At 51.5% G+C, this 17,339-nt stretch carries 20 protein-coding genes; 16 read left to right on the top strand and 4 right to left on the bottom strand.

Annotated elements, in window-relative coordinates; all coding sequences use genetic code 11:
- Positions 1-254 precede the first annotated feature (254 nt).
- The 4 genes from ACFQ88_RS13205 to hmpA all read left to right on the top strand — a co-directional run bounded on the left by ACFQ88_RS13205 (position 255) and on the right by hmpA (position 4,274).
- Positions 255-1,574: a right-handed parallel beta-helix repeat-containing protein gene (locus tag ACFQ88_RS13205; RefSeq protein ID WP_379454436.1), complete on the top strand. Its 1,320-nt coding sequence runs from the start codon at positions 255-257 to the stop codon at positions 1,572-1,574.
- A gap of 105 nt (positions 1,575-1,679) precedes the next feature.
- Positions 1,680-1,925, top strand: a complete 246-nt coding sequence (locus ACFQ88_RS13200) for a DUF2164 domain-containing protein (protein ID WP_239626554.1) — start codon at positions 1,680-1,682, stop codon at positions 1,923-1,925.
- A 144-nt stretch (positions 1,926-2,069) separates the two neighbouring features.
- Entirely contained in the window at positions 2,070-2,897 is an 828-nt protein-coding gene (locus ACFQ88_RS13195; protein WP_379454435.1) for a GNAT family N-acetyltransferase, read from the top strand.
- 123 nt (positions 2,898-3,020) lie between these two features.
- A complete protein-coding gene (hmpA, locus tag ACFQ88_RS13190) occupies positions 3,021-4,274 on the top strand; it encodes an NO-inducible flavohemoprotein (RefSeq protein ID WP_379454434.1) in 1,254 nt (417 codons plus the stop codon).
- Positions 4,275-4,326: 52 nt separating this feature from the next.
- Here hmpA and ACFQ88_RS13185 read toward each other — a convergent pair whose 3' ends face one another.
- Positions 4,327-4,836: a Crp/Fnr family transcriptional regulator gene (locus ACFQ88_RS13185; RefSeq protein ID WP_239626546.1), complete on the bottom strand. Its 510-nt coding sequence runs from the start codon at positions 4,834-4,836 to the stop codon at positions 4,327-4,329.
- 240 nt (positions 4,837-5,076) lie between these two features.
- Between ACFQ88_RS13185 and ACFQ88_RS13180 the strand changes: the two genes are divergently transcribed.
- Genes ACFQ88_RS13180 through ACFQ88_RS13160 form a run of 5 tightly spaced genes read left to right on the top strand, consistent with a single transcriptional unit; the run spans position 5,077 to position 8,504 of the window.
- On the top strand, positions 5,077-5,535 hold the full coding sequence (locus tag ACFQ88_RS13180) for a hypothetical protein (RefSeq protein WP_239626543.1): 459 nt from the start codon (positions 5,077-5,079) through the stop codon (positions 5,533-5,535).
- Between the two features lie 22 nt (positions 5,536-5,557).
- A complete protein-coding gene (locus tag ACFQ88_RS13175) occupies positions 5,558-5,842 on the top strand; it encodes a hypothetical protein (RefSeq protein WP_239626540.1) in 285 nt (94 codons plus the stop codon).
- A gap of 15 nt (positions 5,843-5,857) precedes the next feature.
- Positions 5,858-7,165: a glutathionylspermidine synthase family protein gene (locus tag ACFQ88_RS13170; protein ID WP_239626537.1), complete on the top strand. Its 1,308-nt coding sequence runs from the start codon at positions 5,858-5,860 to the stop codon at positions 7,163-7,165.
- Positions 7,152-7,586, top strand: coding sequence for a DUF350 domain-containing protein (locus ACFQ88_RS13165; protein ID WP_239626534.1), 435 nt, complete (start codon positions 7,152-7,154; stop codon positions 7,584-7,586). The genes ACFQ88_RS13170 and ACFQ88_RS13165 overlap by 14 nt, the downstream gene beginning before the upstream one ends.
- A gap of 39 nt (positions 7,587-7,625) precedes the next feature.
- Positions 7,626-8,504 carry an RNA polymerase sigma-70 factor gene (locus ACFQ88_RS13160; protein ID WP_239626531.1) on the top strand — a complete coding sequence of 293 codons (879 nt, stop codon included), beginning with the start codon at positions 7,626-7,628 and terminating at the stop codon, positions 8,502-8,504.
- Between the two features lie 64 nt (positions 8,505-8,568).
- On the opposite strand, the gene ACFQ88_RS13155 is transcribed toward ACFQ88_RS13160, so the two are convergent.
- Positions 8,569-9,258: an SOS response-associated peptidase family protein gene (locus ACFQ88_RS13155; RefSeq protein ID WP_379454433.1), complete on the bottom strand. Its 690-nt coding sequence runs from the start codon at positions 9,256-9,258 to the stop codon at positions 8,569-8,571.
- A gap of 459 nt (positions 9,259-9,717) precedes the next feature.
- Between ACFQ88_RS13155 and rsmD the strand changes: the two genes are divergently transcribed.
- On the top strand, positions 9,718-10,281 hold the full coding sequence (gene rsmD, locus ACFQ88_RS13150) for a 16S rRNA (guanine(966)-N(2))-methyltransferase RsmD (protein ID WP_379454432.1): 564 nt from the start codon (positions 9,718-9,720) through the stop codon (positions 10,279-10,281).
- 29 nt (positions 10,282-10,310) lie between these two features.
- A complete protein-coding gene (gene coaD, locus ACFQ88_RS13145) occupies positions 10,311-10,820 on the top strand; it encodes a pantetheine-phosphate adenylyltransferase (RefSeq protein WP_239626523.1) in 510 nt (169 codons plus the stop codon).
- Here the strand turns inward: coaD and ACFQ88_RS13140 are convergent.
- A complete protein-coding gene (locus ACFQ88_RS13140) occupies positions 10,810-12,111 on the bottom strand; it encodes a nucleoside recognition domain-containing protein (protein WP_379454431.1) in 1,302 nt (433 codons plus the stop codon). The genes coaD and ACFQ88_RS13140 overlap by 11 nt on opposite strands.
- Positions 12,112-12,250: 139 nt before the next feature.
- Here ACFQ88_RS13140 and ACFQ88_RS13135 point away from each other — a divergent pair, with 139 nt between their 5' ends.
- Entirely contained in the window at positions 12,251-13,357 is a 1,107-nt protein-coding gene (locus tag ACFQ88_RS13135; protein ID WP_379454430.1) for a SepM family pheromone-processing serine protease, read from the top strand.
- Here the strand turns inward: ACFQ88_RS13135 and ACFQ88_RS13130 are convergent.
- Positions 13,354-14,589, bottom strand: a complete 1,236-nt coding sequence (locus ACFQ88_RS13130) for a nucleotidyltransferase (RefSeq protein ID WP_239626517.1) — start codon at positions 14,587-14,589, stop codon at positions 13,354-13,356. The two genes, ACFQ88_RS13135 and ACFQ88_RS13130, sit on opposite strands and share 4 nt — an antisense overlap.
- Positions 14,590-14,712: 123 nt before the next feature.
- Here ACFQ88_RS13130 and ACFQ88_RS13125 point away from each other — a divergent pair, with 123 nt between their 5' ends.
- The 4 genes from ACFQ88_RS13125 to plsX all read left to right on the top strand — a co-directional run bounded on the left by ACFQ88_RS13125 (position 14,713) and on the right by plsX (position 17,338).
- Positions 14,713-15,222 (top strand): YceD family protein, encoded by a 510-nt coding sequence (locus tag ACFQ88_RS13125; RefSeq protein WP_379454429.1) that lies wholly within the window; start codon positions 14,713-14,715, stop codon positions 15,220-15,222.
- Between the two features lie 40 nt (positions 15,223-15,262).
- Positions 15,263-15,436, top strand: a complete 174-nt coding sequence (rpmF, locus tag ACFQ88_RS13120; RefSeq protein WP_028550384.1) for a 50S ribosomal protein L32 — start codon at positions 15,263-15,265, stop codon at positions 15,434-15,436.
- Positions 15,437-15,747: 311 nt separating this feature from the next.
- Positions 15,748-16,356: a transcription factor FapR gene (gene fapR / locus ACFQ88_RS13115; RefSeq protein ID WP_239626513.1), complete on the top strand. Its 609-nt coding sequence runs from the start codon at positions 15,748-15,750 to the stop codon at positions 16,354-16,356.
- On the top strand, positions 16,340-17,338 hold the full coding sequence (gene plsX, locus ACFQ88_RS13110) for a phosphate acyltransferase PlsX (RefSeq protein ID WP_239626511.1): 999 nt from the start codon (positions 16,340-16,342) through the stop codon (positions 17,336-17,338). Before fapR ends, plsX begins: the two co-directional genes overlap by 17 nt.
- The last annotated feature ends 1 nt before the right edge of the window (position 17,339 follow it).

Below are 17,339 nucleotides of genomic sequence, written 5' to 3'. Positions count from 1 at the left end.
CTATTTGGCGATAAAAACAACCTTGCTTACGTAGCGAGTTTTGCTAAAGCAAAGCTTTAAGGTCGCTCCTCTGTGAAAGGACGTCGATAGACGGTTTTCTCATCTCTATGGAAAGTTTAAGTTCGGAGCGTATCGAGGATATTTCCAATAGGTGAACATGCTGTTTAGCGATGACAGCACAGGCAGAGGTTGCCAGCGCAATCTATGAAAGCTATAATTTTCATAGAATACTTACATAGGGGGAGGAGCTTCAAGTGACGATTCAGGATAATAAAGAGACGGAATCCGGCAAGCCGATGACTCGCAGACAGCTTATTGCATCCGTAGGAGCGGCGGGCGCCTTGCTTGCGATGGGTGCCGGACTGCCGAAGCAGGCGGAAGCGGCCAAGACGACCATTCCGGTTACCGACAATAAGCCCTGGTTTAACGTGAAGGATTTCGGTGCGACGGGAACCGGTTCGAACGATGATGACTCGCCTTACATCCAGGCTGCAATCGATGCAGCAGGAGATAAAGGGGGAACCGTGTTTCTTCCTGCGGGAAGATACAAGATTGACCGTTGGTTAAACCTTCGATCCAAAGTCAGCATACTTGGCGCCGGAGCCGGTGTGACGGTTCTTCGGGCCGGGGAGCCTAATTTGCTGATGATATACGGAGGGGCTGGCGCAGGTTCGTTCTCGATTGAGAATCTTTCCTTCGAAGGGTACGGCCCTAGCGGTGCGGCTGGAGAGGTGGCTGAGCGGGGCATTCATATTGTTGAAGCGACTCATGTGACCATTCGCGGTTGCAGGTTTCATGACATTACCAACGGGGTTCGGCTTGTAAGATCCAGGCACGTATCCTTGCTGGATTGTACCTTCACCCAGCTGCTCGGATCGGAAACACCGAGTGAGGGCTACGGCATCGTCGTAGAAGGCGGATCGAACCATACGATTCAAGGAAATCATTTTAAAACAATCCCTAAGAGCTGTATTCATCTAACGGCAGGCGCAACCTATTGCACGGTAAGCGGGAATATCATGGAGCAATGTCTGGATGCGGCGATCCTGCTGTCTTCCAATCTGAACAGCTGCTCCTATCACTTGATAGAAGGCAACATGGTAACGGCTAACGGTTTATTGGATCAGCAATCGAGCTGCACCATCGGCATTCGGCTCAAAGACTCCTGCAGCTATAATACGATTGTTAATAATGTCATCAACCGTCCCTCATCGGCTGGCATCCAGCTGGAGGCGGGTGACAATGCCGGCGATGACCGACCTTACGGCAATACGATGACCGGGAATACCGTTGTCTCCTCCCCTAGCGGAATTACAGTCATTAATGGAGATGCGAATTCGGTAAAAAGCAATGAAGTCCGGCGCGCGCAAACGGGCGTCCTGCTGAATACGGTAGGCGAGGGCGCAACCAAGCGTAATGCGGTTACTAACAATAGCTTGTATCAATGTACCGGCGCGGCTATCAACATCGGCTCGGCACGCTGTGAATCGAACAGCGTTTTCGGCAATACCGGGTTTGACAACGCGGAAAATGTCAAGGATAGCGGGACGGGCACTATCACAAACGGATTTTAACCATCATTACGTTCTCTGTGTATGCAGGGAACGTATTTTTCTCCCGGGAAGGCTATAGTAAAAGAGGATAGGCTAAAACGATTTCCATAAAAGGATGATGAGCAAATGATGAATATCAGACTCCCGAAGGAGCATAAAGAGCAATTGATTGAGCGAGTGCAGCAATATTTTTACGAGGAAAGGTCGGAAGAGCTTGGGCGGTTGGCAGCGGAGCAGATGCTTGATTTTTTCATAAGTCAGGCGGGACCGTTCATATACAATCAAGCTGTGGCCGACAGCCGGCAGCTGGTTACCGAGCGTTTTGCCGCAATGGAAGACGATTTATATACATTGGAGAAGCCCATTCGCTAAAGTAAGCCGTTTCAGATGCTTTCAGATGCATACAGCCCGCTGAACTGAATAGGAAATAGAGGATAGTTTAATAATCCGGCAAGGCAGGGCAAGGCATTGCACGGTACGCAGCAGCTGGGAAAATCAGCGGAGAGCGGGGAGATTATGATGTCGAAGCTACTGGCAGATATAGAATACAAAACAGCGGAGCCGATAGACGTGCCCATGATGAAGCAGGCGGGACAGCTGCAGCAAACGATCTGGGGAAATGAGGCCGTTACCGCTTTCCCCGAAATGATGGCGATTATCCGCAACGGCGGATGTTTGCTTGTTGCGTATCATCGGGAGCAGGCGGTCGGCTTCAGCTATAGCTTTCCTGGCTATTCAGCGGCAGCGGGAAAAGCTTATTTGTGCTCCCATATGCTCGGCATTCTCCCGGAATACCGCGATCGAGGGATCGGTATGCGGCTGAAGCTGGAGCAGCGACAATGGGCGATTAGGAACGGATATGAAAAAATCGTGTGGACTTACGATCCATTGGAATCTCGCAACGCTTATTTGAATGTGTACAAGCTGGGCGGCACCGCCGCAAGCTATGTAGAGTCCTACTATGGTGAAAGCAGACGCGGCATCCCGATGGACCGGCTCGTGCTGGAATGGGATTTGCAATCGTCACGGGTTATCGGCGCGTTGGATGGCAGGAAACCGGCTGTACCTGATGCTGAGGGCTTGTCCAAGCTAGTAAGCATTACGGCGCAAGGGGCTCCGGAGAAGCATTCTTTTGAAGCCGGACAGCAGGGATATCGTGTTGCGGTGCCTCCGTCCATTCAGCTGCTGCTGCGTGAAAACCCAGAATTGGCGAAGGAATGGCGGTTCGCCTTGCGTGAAGCACTAGTTCCGCTGTTAAAGGCGGGCTATAGGATAACAGGCTTGCAGCGGGATGGCGAATCGATACATTATGTGATTGAGCGAGAGGCAGGCTGCACAAGCTGAACTCGCCCTGCAACGTGTCACAAAACCGTCTCATTCGATGTGACGAGAATCACAAGCTCCATAAGCCCTCTTGTTTACACTGTAGTTGTGAGCAAACGAAACTAGAAAGAAGAGGGCGATCTTATGCTGAAGGAGCAAACGATACAAATCATTAAATCGACGGTACCCGTTTTGGAGGTTCACGGAACTGCAATAACGAAACGGTTTTATGAGCTGCTGTTTACAAGGTATCCGGAGCTGCTGAACCTGTTTAACCATGCCAATCAGAAGCAGGGACGCCAGCAGACGGCATTGGCCAACGCGGTATATGCAGCGGCGCTTCATATCGATAATTTGGCCACCATCCTGCCCGTAGTTAAACAAATCGGCCAAAAACACCGGAGCCTCGGCGTTAAACCGGAGCACTATCCTATCGTAGGGCAAACTTTGCTGGAAGCGATTAAAGAAGTTCTTGGAGATGCGGCTACAGAGGAGATTCTGAACGCTTGGGGAGAAGCGTATGGCGTTATTGCAGGTGCCTTTATTCAAGTGGAAGCGGAGATGTATGAGCAGGCGGAGAAACAGCCGGGGGGCTGGGAAGGCTTCCGACGATTCGTCGTAGAGCGCAAGGAAGAAGAGAGCGACGTTATTACTTCTTTTTATCTTGTCCCTGAAGACCAAGGAGCATTGGCTCGTTTCGAACCTGGACAATATGTGAGTGTTCGGCTATCGATTCCAGGGCAAGCCAACGTTCATATTCGCCAGTACAGCTTATCGGATGCCCCGGGAAGACCGTATTACCGGATTACCGTGAAACGCGAGGCTGCCGACGCACAGAAGCCGGAAGGGATCGTGTCGACCTACTTGCATGACCGCATCTCTGCTGGAGATGTTCTGGAGCTTACTGCTCCGGCAGGAAGCTTCACGTTGAAAGACGCAGGCTCTCTACCGATAGTCCTGATCAGCGGCGGGGTCGGGTTGACGCCTATGGTCAGTATGCTTAATACACTGGTTGAGACGAAGCCTCAACAGCCGGTTACTTTTATCCATGCGGCTCAGAACGGTTCGACTCATGCAATGAAAAGGCATGTAGCCGATTTGGCTGAACGTAATGAACAGGTTCAAGCTTATGTATGCTACCAGACGCCTACGGCGGCGGACCGGATGGAAGGCGGCTATGATAAGGAAGGCTATATTGATTTGGACTGGCTGCAATCGGTTGCTCCGGGTCCGGATGCCGTCTTCTATTTCTGCGGTCCTGTTCCGTTCATGAAAGCAATGAACCGTGCATTGAAACAATGGGGCGTCCCTGCTGACCATATCCATTACGAATTTTTCGGACCTTCCGGCAGCCTGGAAGAAGCGGTAGAAGGTACGGATCCAGTGCTGCAAGCATAAAAAATCAAAGTCTCTCCACCGATTACGTATGGCGAAAGCCAGCCTATGTTAATCAACGGGGGGACTTTGTTTTATTTCGTAACAGCCGGTTTACGGTCTCGCGCCTCATTCCGATCAGCTGCCCGATTTCCTCTTGCGTCAGGATATCGGTTAAAGCCATGTCCGTGATGTAATCGGCAAACCAGACTTCAAGCTTCTCCAGCTTTTCGGCAGGAGTGACCACGGTTAATTGATCGATTCTTTGCTGCATCATCCTCAGCTTTCCTTGAAGCAGCAGCGCAATGTCACGGCATTTGACCGGATCCTGCTCGAGGCTTTCATACCACTCCCTGGGGGAAATCACCTCCACTTCACTCTGCACGAGCGCAATGGCCGTTCCATGGTAATCCTTCGGACTGATTAACGAATGGTGGGGGATGGTTTCTCCCGGCACTACAATATTGACCAGAAACGGGCTTCCGTCCTCATGCACCCTCATAATTTTGAACAAGCCGCTTTTTATATGGAAGAGCGGACCGGTCTCCCCTTGGCGGAACAGCACTTCGCCTTTATGTACGATCATGAGCTCACCTCTGAGGTATCATAGCATGCTACTACGAGCTTCGTCCATCGGCTCACATGGCAGGTGTTTCCTTTCACAACCCTTTGGCAGCAATGTAAGTAATAATTGTATTGACATCTGGGACGTCTGCGTTACCATAAAATTGGGAGCAATGGACTACGCACCTTTTCCGAAATTGCCGCGTATTACTTAACAGTCTTTTCATAAAACGATAAAGCACCGGGAAGGGAGCGTTGCATTGTGGCGCGATTGGAATACCGATTGTACCAGGAGGGCGGGGAATTCCCTCTGCTGTACTACTACGACCGTATGGGAAGGGAAGAGTCGGCCCTGCGGTTCGCATGCGATTATTTCGTCAAGGAAGGCGTTGTTTATGAGAAAACGTCATGCGCAGTCGAGGATTCATGCTATGTTATTTATGTAAAGCAGGCCAATGACGAGAGAACGATGCCGTGGGGTAGTCCGCGAACCAACGGGCTGCATGGTCTGACTCTGGAGCTTCGCGAATACAAGAAATTCGGGGCCGATTACCGTCTGGTTCACACGTTTGTGCTGCCTGACAGCCTTGAAGCTATGCTGTATTTGCAGGCGAACTATTTGTATGCGGAAGGCAAGGAATGGTACAAAACGTCGGTCGAGATTGACGAGGACCGGGAAACGTTCGTCTACTATGCGGTAGAATCGGATCCATATCAATAACTTAGAAAAGAGGAAAGCCAACTTGGAAAAAAAACAAGGGAAGACGCATAAACTGGTCACTTTATTCGTGGCTACAGCCCTTGTAGCAGCGACAGGGTGCTCCAACTCGGCGGCCAATTCGAACTGCGTCGATCAAAATAACGACGGCTACTGCGATAACGGCAGCGGAAGCACTTCATCCAGCGGTTATTACCGGGGTGGATCCTCCTCCGGCAAATCAGGAACGGTGAGCGGCTCATCAGGGATATCGCAAGGCTCCTCCTCCCATGGCGGAATCGGGAGCAGCAGCGGCTCCAGTTCGGGATGAGGCGGGAGGACATTTATGGTTTACTTGGACAGCAACGAGCATGACCGTTCCTACGCTGAGCGGCGGGAGGCCATTTACGGCACGCTTCGTGCCGAAGGCACGTTTACATGGGACTCCATGTACGGAGAGGAATATGCGTTAGCGGGTCTTTACCGGTTGGACCGAACGCTCCATCAGCGTATGCATCAGGCTGCGGATAGGCTCGGTCAGCTTTTTGCCAAAACGGTGCAGATCGTTCAGCTTTCCGACGATTCCCTGCTGGAGGAGCTCGGACTTCCACGGTCAGCGTTCGATGCGATTCGCGTTAGCCTGGATCCGTCTATGCCTGCACCGACTGTGGTGGGGCGGTTTGATTTTGCCGTGAACGGGCAGAAGATCAAAATGCTTGAGTTTAACAGCGATACCCCTACAGGTATCGTCGAAGCGTTTTACGTCAACGGGGAAGTGTGCCGCGCTTATGGAGCGGAGGATCCTAACGCAGATTGCTGGTCCGCCATTAAGCAAGCTTTCGGGCAAGCGGTTGAAGCTTATCGGGCGTCCGGTTACAGTACCCGGCATATTATCTTCAGCGCTTTGGATTGGCATGAAGAGGATGCCGGCACGACCCGATATTTGCTCCGCCAGTCCGGTCTCGCTTCCGAATTTGCTGCGTTGTCCGATCTCAGGGTTATGGACGACCGGCTGTGGGTTCAGCAAGCTGACGGGCCGTTGAAGCCGGTTGATATTTGGTATCGGCTGCACGCTCTGGAAAAATTGGCGGAAGACCGGGATGAAGACGGTTATCCGACGGGAGAGCATGTGCTGAGGCTCATTGCCGAACGAAAGCTGGCTGTGATCAATCCTCCTTCCGGCTTTACCGCTCAGACGAAAGCGCTCCAGGCGTTAATCTGGAATTTGCACGAAGCGGGGCAATTTTATACGGATGAGGAGCACGAATGGATCGAGGCATACATGCTCCCTACCTACCTCGAGAACCGGTTTGCAGACAGAAACATCCCTTATGTTGTGAAGCCGATTTACGGGCGGGAAGGCAGCGGGGTCTCCATCATTGATGGGGATGGTCATACGATCGACCACAGCGGCGAACAGGAGTACATGGAGCAGCCAATGGTATATCAACAGTACATAGAACTGCCTTCCATCGAGATTGAAACATTGAAAGGGTGGACCAGCGGACGTCAGCTTTGGGGCTGCTTTTTAATTGGAGGCCGGCCTTCAGCTGTAATCTCCAGAGTGGGTGGACACATCACGAACAATATCTCTTATTATTTGCCGTCAGGCTTTTGGGAAGAAGGAAAGGGGTTAACCAATGGCACAGTTTGATTCGATTGTTAATTTTCTCATTTATTTATGCGTTACCGTACCGCTGCTTGGCTTGGGATTGCTGTTCTTCATTTTTACAACACCCTACAGCGAGTTTAAGCTGATTCGTGACGGCGGGGATTTGAGTGACCCGGTAAAAGCGAATGCTGCCCGTGCGGCGGCGTACGATTTGGGCGGTAAAATATTGGGGCAAACGATAGTGCTCGCTTCGGCTGTTTACCATTCTCTCGGTTTGATTGATTTGGTAATTTGGGGATTGGTCGGCATTGCGTTTCAAGTGATTGTATTTTATCTGTTTGAGCTGCTGACGCCTTTCCGAGTATTGAAGGAAATTCCGAAAGGGAACGTTTCGGTCGGACTGTTTTCCTTCTGCTTAAGCATCGCCACCGGTCTATTGCTGGCATCGCTAATCAGCTATTAATCATTCCCGTGAAGCCGGGAAGCAGGAAGTGGACGATCTATGGAGATAGATGTGATCTATCTGGAATATAAACGGCTGCTGTTCTCCATCGCCTATCGGATGCTCGGGACCAAAAGCGATGCCGAGGATATGATGCAGGATACGTTCGTAGCTCTTCAAAGCGCGAAGGTGGATGAGATACTGAATATGAAGGCTTACTTGGTCAAAGGGGTAACGAACCGCTGCCTGAATTATTTGAAGTCTCATCGCCATCAGCGGGAAGTATATACAGGTCCATGGCTTCCCGAACCGGATATTGAAGTGATGCAAACTCCCGAGGAAAAGGTAGTCCGGGATGAAACGCTGTCTTACGCCCTTCTGGTCATGCTTCAGCAATTATCTCCCGTGGAGAGGGCGGTATTCCTGCTGAGGGAGGTACTGGATTACGATTACGCGCAGATTGCCGATATTCTCGAGAAGTCCGAGGTGAGCTGCCGAAAAATGATGAGCCGCCTCAAGCAAAAAATGAAACCGGACCTAAGCAAAGCTATCTGGGACGGTCAAGGAACCGCACCATTCGTCAATGCTTTTCTCCGGGCCGTCCATACCGGCGATTTCGATCCTTTCGTCCGGATGCTTGTGGAGCAGGCGACATTGGTCAGCGACGGCGGAGGGAAAGTCCGTTCCGCCATACATCCGATTGCGGGTAAAGCACGCATTCAAGCCTTCTTGGAAGGAATATACGGCAAAGGCGCATTCGCCGGCGATCTCCGGCAAGCTCACGTAAACGGCGAGCCAGGGCTGCTGCTGATTCGGAACGGTGAAGCCAAATCTGTCATTTGCTTCGGAGCCGCAGATGAAGCCGGAACCATTCAGTCGATTTATTTCATCAGCAACCCGGATAAGCTCGAAGCTATTGCCGATGCTCTCAATGCATGACAAAGACCCGCCAGGAGCGGGTCTTTGTGCTTGTAGTGTAAGAGTAGCATTGAGGTATCTCTCTTTACGGCTTCGCGATCCGGGGCTGCGCAGAAATAGTGCCGGTACCTAGGGCTTCTCCGTCTAGGCCCTCCAGGCCGTCCGCACGGTCCCACAAAGAGACAGGGAGCTTCTGAAATTGGGGTGATTGAATGGATTCAAGCCAATGCATCAGAGCTGTCTTATCGAACCTTTTCGGATCAAGCCATGCCTCTACTTGCTCTTCATCAAAAAGAATCGGCACACGCACTTCGCTGCCTGTGTCGTCATCCGTCCGTTTCCTGGTAACGATGGTGCAAGTCCTCAGCTCCTCGCCAAGCGAACCTTTCCATACATCATAAACGCCGGCCATGGCGAAAGTCCGTCCATCCTGAGCGATATAGCGATCGACGGCTTCCTTTTTCGGATTCAGCCAAGTGACGCGGTCGAAGCTGCTGCCGGGAATAACGCAGCGCTGTCTTTTGACGAGGTAATCGAACGCGCGGTTTCGGAATACATTGAGGTTGTCCGCCAAAACCGAATCGCGCGCCCAGAAAGGCATCAGCCCCCAGCGGTACTCATCGAGCGTGCGCACGCTGTCTTTTTGCGTAATCGCTGCTATGGACTCATTCGGCAGCCGGTTGTTTTGATGGGAATAATAGGAAAGCGCACGGGTGATGCCGTAACGCTCGTTTAACTCATCCAGGTCGGCATGAAGTATAAATCGGTCGCACATGTTCGTAAGCTCCTCTGCTGTTTTGAGCAGTATTTGTATTTTATGCCAACTTCATGCGCCGGAAAAAGTTACCATGCGGCTTTCAGCTTATTTTAAGGTTTCATTCATTTGCTTTTAATCTAAGTTTATTATACTAAACTACGTTGATCCCACATTCAACATATATCACGTTTATCCCTGCTGTCGGCTGCCATCGACGAAGCAGGGATTTTTTAATATGAGGACAAAATAAATCGGGCCCCGTCTCGCGACGAGGCCCATTCATGGGAGAGGAGAAACCGGACGAAGAGCTTATGGGGAACGTAAGTCTTCTCCGCGGTTGTCTACGACATTTTCGGATGTCGATGATATAAGGATGGACACATTTCGAGGAATCTATACGTGCTTGTCAGAAAATTTTGTGCAAAACTTTCCGTTTGTGGTACGATAGCAGTACTATCCAGTAGAAGGTGGGCATAAATGAGAGTCATATCAGGGAGTGCCAAAGGAAGGCCGCTTAAGGCCGTTCCGGGCATGGGAACGCGGCCTACTACCGATAAGGTGAAGGAGGCTATTTTCAGCATGATCGGGCCGTATTTTGAAGGCGGGCAAGTGCTGGATTTATTTGCAGGAACCGGAGGACTAAGCATCGAAGCGCTCAGCAGAGGGATGGAGCGGGCGGTTTTAACCGATGTGGACAAGAAGAGCATCGACACCATTCGGCACAATTTGCAGGCTGCCGGATTTACGGAGCAAGCCGAGCTGTACCGTAACGATGCCGCGCGGGCACTGAAGGCGTTAATGAAAAGGGAGGCCAAATTCGACCTCGTTTTCTTGGATCCGCCCTACCGGCTGAAGGTCATCCGCGAGCTGATGGAACAGCTTGATCAAGGGAATATGCTGAACTCCCATGCCACGATTGTGGTGGAACACGATGCCGAGGACGCTTACGACGGTCCGATCGGCCGTTTGCAATGGGCGCGTAGAGCCGAATATGGCGATACGGCGGTTACGATTTACAAAAATAGTTCGCAAGAGCAATAGTTACCGCACTAGTCGGAGGAGTTGACACAATGATTAAAGAACATTTCGGAATGAAAATTGCCGTCTATCCAGGTACGTTTGACCCGGTGACCAACGGGCATCTGGACATCATACACCGTTCGGCCAAAGTATTCGATAAACTGATCGTCGCCGTATTGAACAATACAAGCAAAAACCCGCTCTTCACAGTGGAAGAACGGACCGATCTACTGCGTAAAGTGACAAGCGATCTGCCGAATGTCGAAATCGACAGCTTTCGGGATCTGCTTATTAACTATATGAAACAAAAGGATGCTCATCTGATTGTCCGCGGCTTGCGGGCGGTATCCGATTTCGAGTACGAGCTGCAAATGGCATCGACCAACCGGAAGCTGGACGAAAATTTTGAAACGTTTTTCATGACGTCGACGCCGCAATATTCTTATTTAAGCTCCAGCATCGTCAAGGAGATAGCCCGTTTTCACGGCCCCGTTAACGATCTGGTGCCTGAAGTGGTGGAGAAGGCGCTGCTGGTCAAATATGCGGACGTTATTCTCTAGTGCTGCGGTGATGGTTCCGGAACGCAAAGGCGATAAACACGGACAATAGCAGCATTAACAGCAGGATTCCGCTAAACCAGAGCATAGTGGGACTAAGGAGCGGCCATAGGTTTACATCGTGAAGACTCCATTGCGAATGGGCCGGCATTCCTGCCGTGGGATTCGGCATCCAAACGGGCAACGTCAGGTTGAGCGCTCCGTTAAGAGGCTTCCATAGAATGCCTGTACATACAAACGCTGTAACGGCATGAAGAACCCGCGATTTTAAAAATGAAGTATAGCGGATATCCGTGCCTAAAGTGAAGCTTTTGACCTGTGCATGGGTGGACAGTCCGCCCCAGGCGAACAAGGCGCTGAGAATGGCGTACTGCCATGTATCGGTGAAAGCCGGACTTTGAGTCATCGAGTAAGCTCCGATATGAGCTTCAAACAATCCCGGCAGCAGAGCTGACAAGAAGGCCTCGCTCTCTTGGGAGGAGACGATCCCGGATGCCGATAAGGCAAGGCTGAACACAGATAGCAGCTGGCTTAAAGAAACGGCGTTAACGATAACCGAGAACATCATCATAAGACCGCCGATGGCCATAAGCTGTTGAACCGCATTACTGACGGAATCGCCGAGCAGCTTGCCGAAGGTTCGGCCGTCTTTGGCCTGGGCGTTCCGCCAAGCGATGATGCTGCGGTTCAGCAGACCGTAGTTGGCATACATTACATCGTGAACCGCCCTGCTGGAGACAATGTCCGGCTGCAAGGGCTGCCTTGAGCCGCGGAATTGCTGCCAAAGCGCGACAAGAATGGCCGAACCGTAATGGAGTATGCCGAGCATAAGCCCGCTTTGTGCATCTTGCAGGAAGCCTACGCCGACAACGGTGATGAGGAATACGGGACTAAGCACGTGGCTGAGCGTAAGCAATCTCTCGGCTTCGTCGCGGCTAAGGAGATTATCTTTGCGCATGGCTCCCACTGCGGCGGCTCCGGAGGGCGCTCCTGCCGTGAAGCCGACGGCAATGGCCCATCCTCCAATACCCGGCAGCTTGAACAGCAGCCGCAGCAACGGATCCAGTAAGGCTCCGAGCGCATGCAGAACGCCTAAGCCCCTCATGATTTCAGTTACGATGAAAAAAGGGAGCAGGGCGGGAAACACAAGTTTCCACCAAACCGTCAATCCCTGAAGCGATGACTTGAACGCCTGATCAGGGAACAAAATAATACATACTACAAGCAGCAGAGCCAGACAACCGAATAATAAAGTTGTAAGGCGCTGTGGGGATAACGGTTTTACACCAGCCATAAGGTACCAACTCCGATTCGAGGGTGAATGGTACATGTTTACGCTTTGTCCGAATGGTTTAGACCAAGCAGGTCAACCTATAGATAAGGCAGTGCCCGCATCGAGGCAGGGCTTAAGGGGGCTTAAAGGGGGGAGAAGCATGGAAGACACGAGGCATATGAAGCGGGCATCGAGAATTGTCGTCTCGGTGTTCATTGCTATTGCACTGGTTTACGGCATCTATTTTTTGCCGCTGCCGCTTTTTATTTTTTCGGCAGGAACCGCTGAAGACATTCAACCTATGGTTCAAGTGAAACAAAATGATTCGCAGGATCACGGCGTGTTTATGCTGACTACGGTTCGTGTCAGCGATGCGACGGTATTCAGCTACCTGTTGTCCTTCGTCCGCCCGTTTGAGGAGCTTCACCTAAAAAGCGAGCTGCTTCAAAAGGACGAGACGGAGCAGGAATATTCGCAAAGACAGGAGGTCAATATGCTAACCTCCCAGTCGAGCGCGATCCAGGCGGCCTACCATAAGCTGTCGATTCCTTATAAAATTACTACGGACGGCATTCTCATCGTCCAGGTATTCAAGGATTATCCTGCGTCACAAATATTGAAGCCGGGCGATTATATCGTTAAGATCGACGATACGGCGGTTCAAACCAAGGAAGAGCTGCAGGCGCTGCTCAAGAACAAGCAGGCGGGAGACACCGTCGCGGTTACTTATAAACGGAAAAAAGCAACCAAGACCGATTCCATCGCTCTGGCTGCTCTTCCCGCTGACGAGGGAACGGCGGCGGATAAGCCGCAAGCGCGCCGAGCCGGCCTCGGCATCGTGCCGGCCAATGTGCAGAGCGTGAAGGCGGATGATGAGACCAGGCAGGTCAAAATCAAGGCCGGCGATATCGGAGGACCGTCTGCCGGCTTGATGTTCACGCTGGAGATCATTAACAAGCTGTTGCCCGAGGATATAACGAAGGGCCACAAAATAGCCGGCACGGGGACCATTGACGAGAAAGGCACGGTAGGTGTCATCGGCGGCATTCAGCATAAAATCATCGCAGCGGATAAAGCGGGTGCGGAAATCTTTTTTGCGCCGAAAGATTATGTGTCCCCGGATGGGCAAACTATTAAAAATTATACCGATGCAGTGAAGCGGGCGGAGGAAATTCATACGGCAATGAAAATCGTCCCTGTAGGAACCGTGGATGATGCATTGAACTATTTGAATACATTGTCTCCCAAGGAAGACAAGGCCAGCTAACCCCTGACAGGCGGCTCGTAATAGTCGCGGAACAAATCGCGCTCCGACGCCGTCCGGCAGCCGAGGGCGTAAACGGAAGTGGCTTGAATATCGAGCTGCAACAGCGGCGAAGGCTCGGATAATGACGTTACCTTGGTGACGACCGGAACCTTGGCCGTTTTTTTCATCCTCCGCAGCAGCTCCTGTCCTGTGCTTGTAAACCCGAGAACGCGTAAGTAAGGGGCTCCTTGCGCCAGAACCGCGGGAGCGAGCTGCGGCTTCTTATGATTCAAGAGGATGCGGAGCAGCGTTCTTTGCAGCTTTGTCCGGGTATATCTCTTGGTTTTCAGCAGGCCGACCAGGCTTTCTACAACGTTGGTTGAATCGATTGAAAGGGACGGCAGCGCCTGCTTGATGCGGTGCTCCAGTCCTTCGCCTACCTCGTGAAATTCTGCGAGCTGCTCCGCCGAATGATTCAGCAGCTGAACCAGCAGCGGTTTGGCAAAATGCTCCCACCGGACAGGAGCCTTGCCTGCAGCCCATTCTCTTCGCAGCACGTCGAGAGTGCCGACAGGAACGTAGGGAGCTATTTCCTCCAGCGTCATCCGCTCAAACAGCATATGCCTCAACGCCGTGGCGCTGGCAATTTGGCTGTCCGTAATGTCCGACTGGTTGTATCCGGCTTTCTGCCGCGTAATCGTCAGCGGCTCAATCCGGCTTTGCAGCCGCTTCAAAGCAATGAGATAATGAAGGCCTAACGTATTGTTAGGCTGGGCCAGCTCGGACTCCGCGGTCCCCGGAACATACTGCGCCACAGCTCTGCTGTACGCTGTCGGATAGGGGAGCCCCGCTTTGAGCTCTTGCTGCAGCAGGCTTTGAAAGCCCGCCGATTCCTCCGCTGCGGCGTCGGCAACCCGATGCAGCCAGGAGATGTCGCCGCTCTCGCTGCCGAAGCACAGCGTATCCACAACGCCTGCAGCATCCAGGGCGGAGACCGCACCGTAGGCAAACCATTCCGCCGGCTGAGCCGAGTAGGCTACCGGGAGCTCAAGAACGAGGTCGACGCCCATTCGCAGGGCCATTTCAGCCCTTGCCCACTTGTTGACCATGGCCGGCTCGCCACGCTGCAGGAAATGGCCGCTCATGACGGCTACGGCGGCGTCGGCGCCCGATACCTTTTTCGATTGTTGGAAATGATAATAATGTCCGTTATGCAGTGGATTGTATTCGACGATCAGCCCGACGGTTTTCATAGGGTCTCCTTGTACACAATTTGGCAATGATTTCATCTATTTTCACTATAGCATGAACTGAAAATGTTGACAAAATAGAAGAACTATAGATATAATAATCTTTGTTTGTTTGGGGTGATACACGTGTTCATTCGACTAAAAGAATTGGCGAACAAAGCGGACACGGTTCATTTCGATGAAACCGTCGATTTGACCGATGTTTTGAAGAACCGTACCGATCTGCTCAGCTTCGGCCCGCTGCAGGTTCAACTGCAGGCCCGTCATGATGACGGAGCGGCTGAGGTGACCGGAGTACTGAGTATTGATGTAGAGCAACCATGTTCCCGCTGCTTGGAGCCGGTGAAGCAAAGGCTGGAAATTCCTTTTCATGAAACGTTTGCGTTAGCTGCAGATGAATCGGAACCGGATGACGAGGATGAAGATATTCATTTCGTAACGGATGAGAAGATAGAGTTGATGCCCTACTTGATTGAGAATGTACTGGTGGCATTACCGTACGTACCGCTGTGCCAGGAAGAATGCCAAGGGCTATGTCCCGTATGCGGAACCAACCGCAACGAGCATGCTTGCGGCTGCAAGCAGGATACAACCGATCCTAGACTTGCCGGGCTGGCGGATTTCTTTAAGCAATAAGTACGTTGGACAGGTTGAATTCGTTGAAGGAGGTGGGAATATGGCAGTACCTCAAAGGAGAACATCCAAGACACGTCGCGACAAGCGCCGTACTCACTTTAAATTAGTAGTTCCAGGCATGGTAAAGTGTGACAACTGTGGTGAATTGAAATTGGCTCACCGCGTTTGCAAAGTGTGTGGATCTTACAAAAAAAGAGAGATCATCAAGCAATAGTTTATTGTAAACTAGGCGGTAGCACTTCATCTGACGGTGAAGTGCTATTTTTTTCGGCAAGGCAGCGCAGTTTGTACGCATCCTGTCGCTTGGAACCATGCGTCAAAAGCAGCCTGTAAGCCAATTTCTGCTTTCCTTTTCAGTTGTAATCCATTATACTATCTCATATTACTTGGTCATAAGATAAAGTGATATCGAGTCTTCGAGACTCATCGATATAGATGGAGTGTCGTCCTTGCGCTTGCAGACCGAGAATTATAAATAGTACCGATCAAATACGGATCGCTGGATAAATACTAATTACGGTAAAGGTGGTGTCCGACATCGAGCGCCTTCCTAAACGACAGCGCCAGCAGCAGCTGGCCGGAGCCATTGAGCAAAACCCATTTATAACGGATGAAGATTTAATGCGTTTGTTTCAGGTCAGTATTCAGACCATCAGACTGGACCGGTTGGAGCTCGGAATTCCGGAGCTGCGTGAACGGATGAAACTGATGGCGGAGCAATCGTACGATCAAGTGCGTTCTTTGCCGCTGCATGAAGTTATTGGTGATGTCATTGATCTGCAGCTGGACAAGAGCGGTATTTCCATGTTCGAAATCCGCGAGGAGCATGTGTTCTCACGAACGAAAATTGCGCGCGGACATCATATTTTTTCTCAGGCGAATTCCTTGGCGGTAGCGTTGATTAACGATCAGATCGCGTTAACGGCCGCGGCCGACATCCGGTTCGTGCGTCCGGTCAAGCTCGGGGAGAAATGCGTGGCCAAAGCCTACGTCCGCTCTATTTCCAAAGGGAAAGCCAAGGTCGAAGTGTTCACCTATATTGGAGAAGAAATGGTATTTCAAGGTAATTTCATTATTTATCATTCAACAAGAGATCGATCGGAGGGAGGAGAGCCTGATGCGGATAGCGATTGATGCAATGGGCGGAGACCATGCCCCCGATGTCGTGGTGGCCGGAGCCGTGGAAGCGGCTCGTGAATGGAACGATACGACCATTATTTTAGTGGGGGATTCGGCTCGAATTGAAGCTTTGCTCGCAGGGAACAAGCCGGCGAATATCGAAGTACGTCATGCCGGTGAAGTCATCGAGGCAGACGATGAGCCGGTTAAGGCGGTAAGAAGAAAAAAAGATTCCTCGATGGTCGTCGCTGGCCGGATGGTTAAGGAGAAGGAAGCCGACGGGATGATCTCCGCAGGCAACACCGGAGCCTTAATGACAATGGGAATTCTGGTTGTCGGACGGATGAAAGGGATTAGCCGTCCCGCGCTTGCGCCGATGATCCCTACGATCGATGGCGTAGGCATGCTGGCGTTGGATCTTGGGGCAAATATGGATTCCAGTCCGGAAGAATTGAATCAATACGCAATTATGGGCAGCATATATCGTAAGAAGGTCGATGGTATAGCTCAGCCGAAAGTCGGACTGCTGAACGTCGGGACGGAAGCGATGAAAGGCAATGAGTTGACCAAAGCGGCATATGCACTGCTTGAGAAGGCACCGGTTCATTTTGTCGGCAATATCGAATCACGGGATGTGCTTAACGGACCTTGCGATGTTCTGGTTTGCGACGGGTTTGCGGGCAACATCATGCTGAAATCGCTGGAAGGTGCGGCATCGACTATTTTTTCCGCCCTAAAGACGGAATTCACCAAGAGTTTCATGACGAAGCTGGCCGCCGTTGTTCTCAAACCCGGCTTGATGAAATTTCGCCAGTCGTTTGATTATGCCGAGCACGGCGCCGCGCCGCTGTTGGGTATCGACGGACTAATGCTGAAAAGCCACGGATCCTCGAATGCAATGGCGATTAAGAACGCCGTTCGTCAAGCGCGCGCAGCAATCCGGAATGATTTGGTTCCAAGCATATCAAAGGAAATTAGTAATGGAAGCGAGATGTGAC

The organism is Paenibacillus sp. NPDC056579, from assembly GCF_042793215.1.
Classification (GTDB): Bacteria; Bacillota; Bacilli; order Paenibacillales; family NBRC-103111; genus Paenibacillus_S.
The sequence above is the reverse complement of the archived record's forward strand: the minus strand, read 5'-3'. Positions and strand labels throughout refer to the sequence as shown.

Bases quoted from the DNA above. Each gene is read 5' to 3' on its own strand.
- ACFQ88_RS13200 (WP_239626554.1), top strand. From the start codon at position 1,680: ATGATGAATATCAGACTCCCGAAGGAGCATAAAGAGCAATTGATTGAG.
- ACFQ88_RS13195 (WP_379454435.1), top strand. From the start codon at position 2,070: ATGATGTCGAAGCTACTGGCAGATATAGAATACAAAACAGCGGAGCCG.
- hmpA (WP_379454434.1), top strand. From the start codon at position 3,021: ATGCTGAAGGAGCAAACGATACAAATCATTAAATCGACGGTACCCGTT.
- ACFQ88_RS13185 (WP_239626546.1), bottom strand. From the start codon at position 4,836: ATGATCGTACATAAAGGCGAAGTGCTGTTCCGCCAAGGGGAGACCGGT.
- ACFQ88_RS13170 (WP_239626537.1), top strand. From the start codon at position 5,858: ATGGTTTACTTGGACAGCAACGAGCATGACCGTTCCTACGCTGAGCGG.
- ACFQ88_RS13165 (WP_239626534.1), top strand. From the start codon at position 7,152: ATGGCACAGTTTGATTCGATTGTTAATTTTCTCATTTATTTATGCGTT.
- ACFQ88_RS13160 (WP_239626531.1), top strand. From the start codon at position 7,626: ATGGAGATAGATGTGATCTATCTGGAATATAAACGGCTGCTGTTCTCC.
- ACFQ88_RS13155 (WP_379454433.1), bottom strand. From the start codon at position 9,258: ATGTGCGACCGATTTATACTTCATGCCGACCTGGATGAGTTAAACGAG.
- rsmD (WP_379454432.1), top strand. From the start codon at position 9,718: ATGAGAGTCATATCAGGGAGTGCCAAAGGAAGGCCGCTTAAGGCCGTT.
- coaD (WP_239626523.1), top strand. From the start codon at position 10,311: ATGATTAAAGAACATTTCGGAATGAAAATTGCCGTCTATCCAGGTACG.
- ACFQ88_RS13140 (WP_379454431.1), bottom strand. From the start codon at position 12,111: ATGGCTGGTGTAAAACCGTTATCCCCACAGCGCCTTACAACTTTATTA.
- ACFQ88_RS13135 (WP_379454430.1), top strand. From the start codon at position 12,251: ATGGAAGACACGAGGCATATGAAGCGGGCATCGAGAATTGTCGTCTCG.
- ACFQ88_RS13130 (WP_239626517.1), bottom strand. From the start codon at position 14,589: ATGAAAACCGTCGGGCTGATCGTCGAATACAATCCACTGCATAACGGA.
- rpmF (WP_028550384.1), top strand. From the start codon at position 15,263: ATGGCAGTACCTCAAAGGAGAACATCCAAGACACGTCGCGACAAGCGC.
- plsX (WP_239626511.1), top strand. From the start codon at position 16,340: ATGCGGATAGCGATTGATGCAATGGGCGGAGACCATGCCCCCGATGTC.